This window comes from Pseudarthrobacter sp. IC2-21 (assembly GCF_034048115.1).
GTDB lineage: Bacteria > Actinomycetota > Actinomycetes > Actinomycetales > Micrococcaceae > Arthrobacter > Arthrobacter naphthalenicus.
Map to the genome: position 1 here is coordinate 974,274 of NZ_CP139145.1, position 12,158 is coordinate 986,431.

A 12,158-nucleotide genomic window follows, 5' to 3' on the forward strand; every position below is an offset into this window, starting at 1 on the left:
AGAGTGCAGCGTGGCGCGCAAAAATCCGAAGGTCGAAGAAGTCAACGAAGCTGATATCGAGGTCACCGGTCACCCCAAGACCTGGGCCGCCGGCGTGCCCGGTGTCTACCACTCCATGGAGCCGGCCATCACGCACATGGGCGCGGGCCGGGCCGGGAAAACCCTGCTGGCGATGAACCAGAAGGACGGCTTCGACTGCATGAGCTGCGCGTGGCCTGACCCGGACCACCGCAAGACCTTTGAGTTCTGCGAAAACGGTGCCAAGGCGGTGACGTGGGAGGCCACGCCCGTGCTGGTCGGCCCTGAATTCTGGACCGAACACCCGGTAAGCGAACTCCGGGAACGCTCCGAATATTGGCTCGGAATGCAGGGGCGCCTCACCACCCCCGTCCACAAGCCGGCGGGCGAGGACCACTACCGGCCGGTCAGCTGGGACCGGGCATTCACCATTCTCGCGGACAAGCTGAAGTCCCTGCCCAGCCCGGACCAGGCCACCTTCTACACCAGCGGCAGGACCTCCAACGAGGCCGCGTTCCTGTACCAGCTGTTCGTCCGCGCCTACGGCACCAACAACCTGCCGGACTGCTCCAACATGTGCCACGAGTCCTCGGGCTGGGCCATGGGCCAGACCATCGGCATCGGTAAAGCCACGGTCTCCTATGACGATTACGCCAAGGCGGACCTGATCATCATCATGGGCCAGAACCCGGGCACCAACCACCCGCGGATGCTGACCGCCCTGGAAGAGGCCAAGGAGGCCGGCGGCCAGATCGTGGCCATCAACCCGCTGCCGGAGGCCGGGCTGCGGCGCTACAAGAATCCGCAGAAGGTCAAGGGCATCGTCGGCCACGGAACCGAGATTGCGGACCAGTTCCTGCAGATCCGGCTCGGCGGGGACATGGCCCTCCTCCAGGCCGTCTCCAAACGCGTGCTCGACGCCGAAGCCAGGAATCCCGGCACGGTGCTGGACCACGCCTTCCTCGCCGAACACTGCCACGGGCTGGAGGAGCTGAAGGCGCACCTCGCCGAACTGGACGAGGCAGCCGTCCTGGAGGCCACCGGGCTGCGGACCGAGGAAATCGACGAACTGGCCGACCGCTACCTGAAGGCCGAGAAAGTGATCGTCACCTGGGCCATGGGGATTACCCAGCACAAGAAGGGCGTAGCCACCATCAAGGAGATCATCAATCTCCTGCTGCTGCGGGGCAACATCGGCAAGCCGGGCGCCGGCGCCTCACCCATCCGCGGGCACAGCAACGTGCAGGGAGACCGGACCATGGGCATCTGGGAGCAGATGCCGCCGTCGTTCCTGGAGGCCCTGGGCAAGGAATTCAGCTTTGACCCGCCGCGTGAACACGGCGCGGATTCCGTGGAAACCATCCGGCGGATGCGCGACGGCGGGATCAAGGTTTTCGTGGGAATGGGCGGCAACTTCGTGGGAGCCATTTCGGACACCCAGGCGGCCATCTCGGCAATGGAAAACACGGAAATGTCAGTCCAGATTTCCACCAAGCTCAACCGCTCGCACACTGTGACCGGGGCTGAAGCGCTGATCCTGCCCACCATGGGCCGCACCGAGATTGACCTGCAGGAATCCGGGCCGCAGTTTGTCTCCGTGGAGGACACGGTTTCCGCAGTCCACGCCTCGCACGGCGTGGTCCCGCCGGTGGCGCCCGGGCTGCTGTCCGAGATTGCCATCCTGAGCAGGCTCGCGCAGAAGGTGGTGGGTGACAGGGTCAACGCTGACTGGGCCGGGTTCGAGAAGAACTATGACCTTATCCGCGACCACATCTCCCGGGTGGTTCCGGGCTGTGAGGACTACAACGGAAAGATCCGGCACAAGGGCGGCTTTGTGCTGCCGAACGGCCCCCGGGACTCGCGCAAGTTCGACACCCCCACGGGGAAGGCGATGCTCACCGTCAACCAGCTCGAACACGTCGAACGGCCGGCGGGCACGCTGATCCTGCAAAGCATGCGTTCGCACGATCAGTTCAACACCACCATCTACGGAAACAACGACCGCTACCGAGGCATCAAGAAGGGCCGTGAAGTGGTGTTTGTCAGCCCCGAGGACCTGGCAGCCCTTGGCCTCAGCGACGGGCAGCACGTGGACATTCACGGCGTGTACCAGGACAACGTGGAACGTGTCCTGCGCAACTACCGGGTGGTTTCGTACCCCACCGCCGCGGGCTGTGCGGCCGCGTATTATCCGGAGGCCAACGTCCTGGTTCCGCTGGACAGTGTGGCTGAAGGCAGCCAGACACCGGTCTCCAAGGCCGTGATCGTCCGGCTGGAGCCGGCTAAGGCGCACGCTCCGGCGAACGTGGCCGCCGGCTGACAAAAGGGCGCTGCCTGAACGCCGCTGCCTGAACGCCGCTGCCTGAACGGCGCTGCCTGAACGGCACCCGCCGGCGCGCGCTGCCTGCTGCGCGCAGGCGGGTACCGCTGGCGGGTGCCGCGCGGGCTATTGGGCGCTGTGCGTCCAGCCTTTCGCGCCGGGCTCAGGGTGGGGATGCTCCTGCTGGAGGGCGTCCTCGCAGAGCCGGAACGCGACGTCGGCGGCTTTGGTGATGGACGCCGTCGAGGCTGCCTTGGAACCCGCGCTGCCGGTGCCGGCCTCGAGCGCTGCGGCGTAGCCCACCAGGAAGGCGGTAATCGGGGCTGCCGCGTGCGTCACGGAATCCGCGGATTTACGGGCAAGTTCCAGGACCAGTTCCTGGTCCAGCTTCAGGTCGAGTATTTGCAGTGCCTGGGTCAGTTTGTGGGTCCACTGATCCAGGATTTTGGCTTCGTCGGCGTCGTTCGGGGCCATGGTGTCTCCTTCGGGGCGGGGCGGATTAGTGGAACAGGCAGGACTTGGGGGCCCTCACGTGTCGATGGTGGACATGTTGGGATAGCGTTCACCTGCGGCAACCCCGGCGGGAGCCAGTTCGTCCAGGTGCTGCAGGTCGTCCGCGGTAAGCTCGACGTCCACTGCGCCCAGGTTCTCGGTGAGGCGTTCGCGCTTCTTGGTGCCGGGGATCGGCACAATGTGCGGGCCCTGAGCCAGGAGCCAGGCGAGGGCGAGCTGGGCCGGGGTGCATTTCTTCTGGTCGGCCATTTCCTTCACCCGGTCCACGAGTTCCAGGTTGGGGGCAAGGTTCTCGCCTTGGAACCGGGGCGAGTGCTGCCGGAAGTCATCGGGGGCAAAGTCGTCAGCCGAGCGGATCTGGCCCGTCAGGAAGCCGCGGCCCAGCGGACTGTAGGGCACAAAACCGATCCCCAGTTCTTCAAGCACCGGAAAAACCTTTGTTTCGGGTTCGCGTTCCCACAGGGAGTACTCGGTCTGCAGTGCGGTGATCGGATGCACGGCGTGGGCCCGGCGGATGGTTTCCGCGGACGCCTCGGACAGGCCCAGATGGCGGACCTTCCCTGCCTCCACCAGCCCGGCCATGGCCCCCACGGTGTCCTCGATGGGCACGGTTTTATCCACCCGGTGCTGGTAGTACAGATCGATGTGGTCAACCCCGAGCCGTCGGAGGCTGGCGTCGCAGGCGGCGCGGACATAGTCGGGATGGCCGTTGATGCCCACCCAGGATCCGTCCTCGCGGCGTTCGTTGCCGAACTTGGTGGCCAGGACAACGTCGGTGCGCCGCCCGGCGATGGCACGGCCCACCAGTTCTTCATTCGTGAAGGGGCCGTACATGTCCGCGGTGTCCAGCAAGCTGCCCCCGGCGTCGAGGAACGCGTGGATGGTTGCGATCGATTCCTGCTCGTCACCGGTCCCGTAGAACTCGCTCATGCCCATGCAGCCCAGGCCCAGGGCCGAAACGGTGAGTGGTCCAAGCGTGCGGTTTTCCATGCGGTTCTCCTTTGTGGCGGAACTGGCTCGACGGCCTGCCTTTTCCGCAGGCCGGATGGTGCACCGTACGTCACTATAGGCACGTTGTGTCAGGTGTCACAACAGGTTTGTGCAGGCGCGTTAGGGTGGGGGAAACCCCTAACGAAGGAGGATTCCCTTGGGCGCCATCACCATCGGCAACAATCCGGACCGCGAGCGGTTCGAGGTTTTGGATGCTGGAAAAGTGGTCGGGAAAGCTTGGTATAAGGCGTATGACGCCGATGGTCCGGCGGAGCGGATTTTCTATCACACGGTGATCAATGAAGGACGTGCGGGGCAGGGATTGGCAGGCAGGCTGGCCAAAGTAGCACTCGACGAGACGGTTGCCGCTGGCCTGCGGATTGTCCCGGTCTGCCCGTTTATCAAGAGCTACGTCAGCAAACACCCGGAATATGAGGCAAGCACCGTGGCCGTTACGCCCGCTCACCTGCAGTTCCTGGACAAAGCGCTGGCGGCGCGGGCCTGACCTTCGTCCCGGCTCCGGCGCGGCTGAAGATCGTGTCATCAAATCGCGCTTGCAACGGCCGGTAGAGCAGACTGTTTCCGTGAGCAACCAACCCCGGAGCAGGCTGGCCGTCGCCGGCCTTAGCCTGGGCACGGCACTGAACCCGCTGAATTCGTCCATGATCGCCGTGGCGCTGGTTGTGCTGCGCGCGGATTTTGGCCTCGACGTGGCCACGGTCACCTGGGTCATCACCTCGTTCTACCTCAGCTCCGCCGCCGGCCAGCCGCTGATGGGCAGGCTTGCGGACAGGTTCGGTCCACGCCGGATGTTTACGCTCGGCATGGCCCTGGTGGCCGTGACGTGCGCCCTGGCGCCCTTGTCGCCGAACTTCGCGCTGCTCTGTGTGGCCCGGGCGGTGATGGCATTGGGCACCGCCGCCGCCTACCCCAGTGCGGTGGTGATGGTGGGCGTCATGGTCCATCAAACCGGCGGTCCCCAGCAGGCCGGCCAAAGATCGTCCAGGCCCCTGGGGTACATCCAGATGGCCAATACGTCTGCAGCGGCTGTGGGCCCGGTCATTGGAGGCCTGCTGGTGGGCTTTGTCGGCTGGGAGGCGCTGTTCCTCATCAACGTTCCGCTGGCGTTGGCGGCCATGCTGATCGTCAGGCGGGCGGCCCCCGCGGATGCGGCGAGGGAGCGGGGAAGCTTTGCCGAGCTGGTGCGGGATTCGGATATCCCGGGCATTCTGGGGTTTGTCAGTTCCCTGCTGCTGGTGATGATGGCGCTGCTTGATGTGGCCCCGGGGTACAGGTGGCTGCTGCTGGGCGCCGGCACCGTGACGGCGGCGCTGTTTGCCTGGCGCGAACTGCGTTTCAGGCCGCCGTTCCTGGACCTGCGGCTCCTGGGCAGGAACCGGCCGCTGATGCTGGTGTACGTGGGCTTCGCCTTATTCAACAGCGTCTATTACTTCGCGTTTTTCGGGCTGCCCCAGCTGCTGCAGGAGTCCGGCGGCTACGAACCCGGCCTGGTGGGGCTGCTGATGCTGCCGCTCGCCGCCGCCTCCGTGGTGGCCACGCCGTGGGCAGTCCGGGCGATGGGAAAGTTCGGTGTGCGGCGGGTGCTGATTTCCGGCGTCGTGCTGCTCGCTGCGGTGGCCGCGCTGATGTGGCTCCTCACCCAGTCCCTGGCCATACCGCTGGTGCTGGCACTGACAGCCCTCATGGGCGTTCCCTTCGGAGCGGTGAGCATCGCCTCGAACCAGGGCATGTTCGTCTCCACCCGGCCGCAGGAACGCGGCGTCGCCGCCGGGATCTTCCAAACGTGCCGCTACCTGGGGGCCATCACCGCCACTGTCCTGATTGGCGTGTTTGCGGCGGACGGTGTGGACCAGGAGAGCTGGGGGCTGATGACACTGACCATGCTGATCGTCACAGCGGCGGCGTTCGGGGTGACGTTGCTGTGGCGGGAACGCAGAGACTGAGTGGTCCGGGAATTCACCGCCTTCGCCGCTTATGATGGCCGCATGTCATCCTACGAAGTCAGCCGCAGCGCCTTCATTCCTGCCCCGCCGGAAGAAATCTTTCCCCTGGTCAACAGCTTTCTTGAGTGGACACAATGGTCACCTTGGGAGGCCGTCGATCCGGAAATGGACCGTTCGTACTCCGGCAACGATGCCGGGGTCGGGGCCCGCTACGCCTGGAGCGGCAACCGGAAGGCCGGCAGCGGAAACATGGAGATCGTCGAGTCCGACTTTCCCGGAAGCATCAAGGTTCGGCTCGAATTCACCAAGCCGTTCAAGGCCGTGAACCCCACCTCGTTTACGTTCACACCTGCCGACGGCGGCACCCGGGTCACGTGGCGGATGACCGGCGAGAACAAGGGGCTGGCCAAGGTTTTCGCGCTGGTGGTCAACATGGACAAGATGGTGGGCGGCGACTTCGAGCGCGGGCTGGCCGCTCTGTCGGCTGCCGCCACCGCCAAGAAGGCCTGACCCCGGGACCCTGACCCCGGGACCCTGACCCCGGGACGCGCGGTTCGCGGTCCTAGCCGGCGAGGATCTGCTCCCGCAGGATATCGGCATGCCCGCAGTGCTGGGCGAGTTCGCGCAGCACGTGCAGGTAGACCCAGTGCAGGGGGAGCGGGCCGCGGCGGTTCCCGTGGAGCATATCGTCGAGAGCCAACGAGGCCGTCGCGTCCCGTGCGGCCGCACAAGCATCCCGGTGTGCCTGCTGGACACTGGCGATGGTGTCCTGCTCTGTGAGGATGAACGACTCATCCGGGCCCGCCGGGATGCCGATCTCGGCGCGGGACCGGCAGGTGACGGCCTCGTCGAACCACACCTTCTCCACGAAGGCCGCGTGCTTGACCAGGCCGAGGAGCGTCGTGCGGGACGCCACCAGGGACCGGCGTGCCTGCTCCTCGGTCAGCCCGTTCAGGCAGTTCGTGAGCATATTGCGGTGGTCATCGAGGAATGCCTCAAACTGGGCACGCGGGGACTGGCGGATGGCGTTCTCGGCGAAAGCGGTGTGGGGCGCAGGCATCCACGCAGTATCGCAAGGCCAGGGCGCAGAGGCAACGGCCGACGTCGGGCGCTCACCCCATGGCGGTCAGGGTGCCGCGCACCTATGGTGGAGCCATGTCTAATTCCTTTGCGTCCTTTGTGGACACCTTCAAGAACGTTGGCGTCACCAAGGCATACGGCGAGCGGGTCACCGTGGGCGGGGAAGAAATCGTCCCCGTGGCGCTGGTGTCCTTCGGATTCGGCGGCGGAGGCGAGGCGGGGGATGGCGCCTCCGGCGGAGGCGGCGGCGGGATGGTGCTGCCTCTGGGCGTGTACGGGAACGCCGGCGGCCGGGCAGAATTCCGGCCCAACACGGTTGTCACGTTGGTCTGCCTGGTTCCGCTGATCGCCGTTCTGGGCGCCGCGGTCCGCGGGGCGATCCGCGCCGCAAGGTCCTAGCCGCCTCGGTGACCGGCCGCTAGGAGCGCCGGTTGCGCGCCTGGCGGGCCAGCCGGACGAATCCGTAGACGAACACGGCCTCGATGAGCACCATCAGCGCCAGCAGCAGCCACTGGTGCTGGGCGATGAAGACGACGGCTCCGGTGATCACCAGCGTGGTTCCAAGCGCCAGCGCGTAGACCGCGAAGCCGAGGGCGACCTTCGCACTGCGCACACCGGTGCTGAACCCAAAGCCCACAGGTTCACCACCCGGGCGTCCGGCCACGCGGTCCGGGCGGGCGGCCTTGACCTTGTCGAATTCCTCCCAGAGGTCCGGGTCCTGGTTGCTCATGGATCCATTATCCCGCGGCGCCGCGGCTCCGCTCCACATCTTCAAGCCATTGGGGGCTGGGTTCAAATAGGGTATGTCGGTCTGTCCCGGTTCGTCCGATAATGGCCACATAAGCTTCGGGGACCCTCGCGCCGAAGATGGCTGGCGGGGCGTCAGAGTCCCAGGTGGCCGTCCCGGAACCCGGCGCAACGGATGGCCACGCGGCCCCAGGCGAAGACGCTGCGGGACCCGCTACCGGGGGAGAGCACCGCCACCAACGCGAAGAGGCACAAAGGAATCATCATGCTCAAGGATTCGACGATCATGGCTGTCCTTCCGGCGAAGGACATCAGCAGGGCGAAGGAATTTTATCGCGACAAGCTGGGGCTCGAATCAACTGAGGCCGTCGAGGAGGACAGCGCGTTGTACAGGTGCGGCAACGGCACCAGCTTCCTCGTTTACCAGACGGATAACGCAGGGTCGGCCAAGAACACCCAGATGGGCTGGGAAACAGACAACCTGGAACGGGAGATGGAAGACCTGCGGGGCCGCGGGGTCGTCTTCGAGGACTACGACATGCCCGGGTTGAAGACGGAGAACGGCGTCGCCACCAACGACTGGGGCAAGTCCGCCTGGTTCCTGGACAGTGAAGGAAACATCCTCGTCCTCACCCAGCGCGGTTAGTCAACACTAAGGACGAACGGGCCGCCCCTGCTGCGAAGGCAGGGCGCGGCCCGTTCGACGAACCCTTCGCTGCGCGGCGATCCTGAAGTAGGTTTACTCCGGGAGGACCTGATGAAATCCAGTGAACTGTTGCTTGATGCCTTTGGCCGGATCCGGGAGACCGTGGAGGCCACACTTGCGGGGCTCGACCGCGCGGCCCTGGCCCGCCGTCCTTCGGGGACCGGGAACTCGATCGCATGGCTGGTCTGGCACCTGAGCCGGGTGGAGGACGCCCAGGTCGCCTCGGCCGCAGGGCTGGACCAGGTGTGGACGTCACAGGGCTTTGCCGGCCGTTTCGGCCTCCCGCTGGCGGAGCGCGATACCGGTTACGGCCACTCCAGCAGTCAGGTGGACAGCGTGCAGGCCCCACCCGAACTGCTGCTGGAGTACTACGACGCCGTTCACCGGCAGACGGTGGCATTCGTGCAGACCCTCACGGACGATGCCCTCGACCGCGTGGTTGACAAGCGCTGGGACCCACCGGTCACCATGGGGGTGCGGCTGGTCAGCACCATCGCCGACTGCCTCCAGCACGTGGGGCAGGCAGCCTATGCGAAGGGGCTCGGACCGCAGGGCAGCGACTAGAGCCGGGCCGCAAGGGCGCGCCCCGCGGTCCGGCCGGTGAAGAGGCACCCGCCCAGGAACGTTCCTTCCAGCGCGTTGTAGCCGTGGGCGCCGCCGCCGCCGAACCCTGCCGCCTCGCCGGCCGCATAGAGGCCCGGGATCCGGGTCCCGTTCTGCGCGAAGGCCTGCCCGGTGAGGTCTGTCTGGATGCCGCCCAGGGTTTTCCGGGTCACAACGTGAAGCCTGACAGCGATCAGCGGGCCCGCCGCCGGGTCAAGGATCCGGTGCGGCTTCACCGTCCGGAACACCCTGTCGCCCAGGAAACGGCGGCTGTTGTGGATGCCGCTCACCTGGACGTCCTTGGAGTAGGGGTTGCGGATCTCGGCGTCGCGTTCCTCAATCTGGCGCCGAAGGTGCTGGTGGTCCAACAGGGGCTCGCCCGTCAGCCGGTTCATCCCGGCCACCAGGTCGGCCAGGTTCTCCGCGACCACAAAGTCTCCTCCGTGCTCCTTGAACGCCTCGATCGGCGCCCCCGCGCCGCGCCCCAGCCGGGACCGGAGCAGCAGCATGAGGTCCCTGTTGGTGATGTCCGGGTTCTGCTCAGAGCCGGAGAGGGCGAACTCCTTCTCGATGATCTTCTGGTTGAGGATGAACCACGAGTGGCTGTGCTGCCGGATGTCCGGGGTGGTGCGCAGCAGTTTCAGGGTGCCGAGGGTGTCGTAACCCGGCAGCCCGGGTGCGGGAAGCCGGCGCCCCAGGGCGTCGAACCACAGGGACGAGGGCCCGGGCAGGATCCGGATGGCGTGGTCCGGCCAGACGGGGTTCCAGTTCTGGATTCCTTCGGTGTAGTGCCACATCCGGTCGCGGTTGACCAGCCGGACGCCGGCATGGTCTGCGATGTCCAGCATCCGCCCGTCGACAGGCTGCGGAACTCCGGTGATCATCTTCTCCGGAGGGGTACCGAGCCGCTGCGGCCACCACGTGCGCACCTGGCCGTGGTTGCCGCCGATCCCTCCGCTGGCGATGATCACGGCCTGCGCGCGCAGTTCGAACTCGCCGACCTTGTTCCGGTTTGAGGCCACCCCGCGGGCCGAGGAATCGGGTGCCAAAAGGGTGCCGCGCACCCCGGTGACCGCACCGCCGTCGAACATCAACGCATCCACCTGATGGCGCAAATGGAACCGGACCTGGCCCGCCGCTGCGGCGGCCCTGGCCTTGTCCGCGAAGGGTTCGGAGATTCCGGTGCCGGTTCCCCACGGGACGTGGAACCTTGGGACGGAGTTGCCGTGGCCGCCGGCCCTGCCGTCACCGCGTTCAGCCCAGCCCACCAGCGGGGTGAATTTGATGCCCTGCTCGCGCAGCCAGGCGTGTTTCTCGCCGGCCGCGAACTCAACGTACGCGCGTCCCCACTGTTGGGCCCATTCATCCTCCGGGTGCGCGCCGTCGAGCCGGTCCCACTGTGCGGAGCCCTGCCAGTCCTGCCACGCCAGCTCGAAGGAGTCCTTCACACGGAGACGGCGCTGCATGGGGGTGTCCACCAGGAATAGGCCGCCGAGGGACCAGAACGCCTGGCCGCCCAGGTTGGCCTCGTTCTCCTGGTCGAGGATGGCCACGCGCTTGCCCGCCCTGACCAGTTCGTTGCTTGCCGCGAGCCCGGCCAGGCCGCCGCCAATGATAATGACGTCTGCGTCCATACCGCCCTGCTCGTGTAGTTGGGGTCTGACAAGTGAGTGCCAGACCCCAACTTACGGCCTGTTTAGCCGGCCGTCGTGGAGGCGTTGGACGGGCGGGTCCATGGCCCCGTGATGGCCAGGGTGAAGCCCGGGGACTGGATGTTGGCGAAGAGCCACTTGCCGTCCTTGCTGAACGCCGGGCCGCAGAATTCCGAGTCGTTGTACTCGTTCCTGGCCAGGGGATAGGACATGCCTTGGTCGGTCACGCCCACCAGGTGCGAGACCCCGTTGCCGTCCTCAGCCAGGATCAGCCCGCCCTGGGGTGCCACGGTGATGTTGTCGGGGCCGTCGAAGGCGCCGTCCTGATCCGGGTTCGGGTTGACGCCGAAGATGGTGCTCAGGGTGATGCTCTCGGTGGCGGGGTCGTAGTGCCAGACCTGGCCGTCGTGCTCGTTGACGGAACCGTCGGAGGTGCGGGCGAAGCTGGAGACGAAGTACGCTCCGCCGTCGCCCCACCACTGGCCCTCAAGCTTGCGGGAGCGGGTGATCTCATCGTTCGTGAACTGCTTGCGGACTGACGTGGTGCGGGCATCACGGTCCGGGACATCCACCCACTCGACTTTGTAGCGGGTGCCCACAGTGGTGGCCTCGGAAAGGTCCTTGATGTGGGTGGACCCGCGGAAGGCCTTCATGGCCTGCAGCCGGCCGGCGACGTCGCCGCCCGCGGACTGTGCCAGGGCCACGAACTTGCCCTTGCCGGGGGTGAAGCCCGCTGGCGGGGTCCACCGCAGGTACAGGCCGTTGGGGTTGCCGGCGTCCTCGGTGAGGTAGATCTGGGTGGTGGCGGGGTCCACGGCGACTGCCTCGTGGGAGTAGCGGCCCAGGAACTTCAGGGGGATGGCGGAAAAGCCGACGTTGGCCTCGCGGCTGGCGGGATCCACCTCAAAGACGTAGCCGTGGTCCTTGGTGTTGGTGCCGGACCCGGCGCGCGCCTCGGTCTCCTCGCAGGTCAGCCAGGTGCCCCAGGGTGAGATGCCGCCGGCGCAGTTGTTGTTGGTGCCGGCCACGGAGGTGTACTGGCTCACCCGGTTGCCGTCGGCGTCCACAAGGATGGTGGAAGTGCCGCCCTTGGCGCCGGGGTCGTAGGTGATGCCCTCGACGACGGGGACGGGGAAGGGTTCGGAGCCGCTGTTTTCATGGTTGACGATCAGCAGCGAGCCGCCGTTGGAACCGTCGAAGACGCCGATGCCGTCTGGATCGGAGGGGTGGGCCCCTTCGGCGGTGGGAGTCTGTCCGGAGCGGGCCAGCAGCTTGTAGGAGAATCCTTCGGGCAGCGCGAGGATTCCCTGAGGGTCCGAAATCAGCGCCCCGTAGCCGAAGGCGTTGCGGGTGGCCGCGTTGGCGGGGCGGGCGAAGGGGGCGAGGCTGCCGGCGCCGGCGAAGGCGAAGCCCAGGGCGGTGGCGCTTGCACCAGCGCCGAGGAAGCTGCGGCGGGACACGGGACTAGGCATGAGGTTCTCCTGGGGGTGAAGGGGCGTGGGGACCACGCCTAGACTGCCCCCCGCGTGTGAACAGAGGGAAACAGGAGAATGAAGGGGAGACCA

The 12,158-nt window shown here is 66.5% G+C and carries 14 protein-coding genes; 7 read left to right on the plus strand and 7 right to left on the minus strand.

Features of this window, described 5'->3' with window-relative positions:
• Window positions 1–10: 10 nt before the first annotated feature.
• Window positions 11–2,338, plus strand: coding sequence for an FdhF/YdeP family oxidoreductase (locus SBP01_RS04520; RefSeq protein WP_320537612.1), 2,328 nt, complete (start codon window positions 11–13; stop codon window positions 2,336–2,338).
• A gap of 126 nt (window positions 2,339–2,464) precedes the next feature.
• Here the strand turns inward: SBP01_RS04520 and SBP01_RS04525 are convergent, their stop codons facing one another.
• Window positions 2,465–2,812 (minus strand): DUF6457 domain-containing protein, encoded by a 348-nt coding sequence (locus SBP01_RS04525; RefSeq protein WP_275215305.1) that lies wholly within the window; start codon window positions 2,810–2,812, stop codon window positions 2,465–2,467.
• A 54-nt stretch (window positions 2,813–2,866) separates the two neighbouring features.
• Complete coding sequence (locus SBP01_RS04530) at window positions 2,867–3,841, minus strand: aldo/keto reductase (RefSeq protein ID WP_320537614.1); 975 nt, start codon at window positions 3,839–3,841, stop codon at window positions 2,867–2,869.
• A 157-nt stretch (window positions 3,842–3,998) separates the two neighbouring features.
• Between SBP01_RS04530 and SBP01_RS04535 the strand changes: the two genes are divergently transcribed.
• The 3 genes from SBP01_RS04535 (at window position 3,999) to SBP01_RS04545 (ending at window position 6,315) form a co-directional block, all read left to right on the plus strand.
• Window positions 3,999–4,346 (plus strand): GNAT family N-acetyltransferase, encoded by a 348-nt coding sequence (locus tag SBP01_RS04535; RefSeq protein WP_320537615.1) that lies wholly within the window; start codon window positions 3,999–4,001, stop codon window positions 4,344–4,346.
• 79 nt (window positions 4,347–4,425) lie between these two features.
• Entirely contained in the window at window positions 4,426–5,805 is a 1,380-nt protein-coding gene (locus SBP01_RS04540) for an MFS transporter (RefSeq protein WP_275215302.1), read from the plus strand.
• 42 nt (window positions 5,806–5,847) lie between these two features.
• Complete coding sequence (locus tag SBP01_RS04545) at window positions 5,848–6,315, plus strand: SRPBCC family protein (protein ID WP_320537616.1); 468 nt, start codon at window positions 5,848–5,850, stop codon at window positions 6,313–6,315.
• A gap of 52 nt (window positions 6,316–6,367) precedes the next feature.
• Here the strand turns inward: SBP01_RS04545 and SBP01_RS04550 are convergent, their stop codons facing one another.
• A complete protein-coding gene (locus tag SBP01_RS04550) occupies window positions 6,368–6,865 on the minus strand; it encodes a DinB family protein (RefSeq protein ID WP_320537617.1) in 498 nt (165 codons plus the stop codon).
• Window positions 6,866–6,960: 95 nt separating this feature from the next.
• Between SBP01_RS04550 and SBP01_RS04555 the strand changes: the two genes are divergently transcribed.
• Window positions 6,961–7,284, plus strand: coding sequence for a hypothetical protein (locus SBP01_RS04555; protein ID WP_320537618.1), 324 nt, complete (start codon window positions 6,961–6,963; stop codon window positions 7,282–7,284).
• Between the two features lie 19 nt (window positions 7,285–7,303).
• Here SBP01_RS04555 and SBP01_RS04560 read toward each other — a convergent pair whose 3' ends face one another.
• Complete coding sequence (locus SBP01_RS04560; RefSeq protein WP_275215298.1) at window positions 7,304–7,615, minus strand: hypothetical protein; 312 nt, start codon at window positions 7,613–7,615, stop codon at window positions 7,304–7,306.
• Window positions 7,616–7,767: 152 nt separating this feature from the next.
• Complete coding sequence (locus SBP01_RS04565) at window positions 7,768–7,920, minus strand: hypothetical protein (RefSeq protein ID WP_275215322.1); 153 nt, start codon at window positions 7,918–7,920, stop codon at window positions 7,768–7,770.
• Between SBP01_RS04565 and SBP01_RS04570 the strand changes: the two genes are divergently transcribed.
• Both SBP01_RS04570 and SBP01_RS04575 read left to right on the plus strand, forming a co-directional pair.
• Window positions 7,898–8,278 carry a VOC family protein gene (locus tag SBP01_RS04570; protein ID WP_275215297.1) on the plus strand — a complete coding sequence of 127 codons (381 nt, stop codon included), beginning with the start codon at window positions 7,898–7,900 and terminating at the stop codon, window positions 8,276–8,278. The two genes, SBP01_RS04565 and SBP01_RS04570, sit on opposite strands and share 23 nt — an antisense overlap.
• Before the next feature lie 111 nt (window positions 8,279–8,389).
• Entirely contained in the window at window positions 8,390–8,902 is a 513-nt protein-coding gene (locus SBP01_RS04575) for a mycothiol transferase (protein ID WP_275215296.1), read from the plus strand.
• Here the strand turns inward: SBP01_RS04575 and SBP01_RS04580 are convergent.
• Window positions 8,899–10,575, minus strand: coding sequence for an FAD-binding dehydrogenase (locus SBP01_RS04580; protein WP_320537619.1), 1,677 nt, complete (start codon window positions 10,573–10,575; stop codon window positions 8,899–8,901). The two genes, SBP01_RS04575 and SBP01_RS04580, sit on opposite strands and share 4 nt — an antisense overlap.
• 62 nt (window positions 10,576–10,637) lie before the next feature.
• Window positions 10,638–12,065: an alkaline phosphatase PhoX gene (locus SBP01_RS04585; protein WP_320537620.1), complete on the minus strand. Its 1,428-nt coding sequence runs from the start codon at window positions 12,063–12,065 to the stop codon at window positions 10,638–10,640.
• Window positions 12,066–12,158 lie beyond the last annotated feature (93 nt).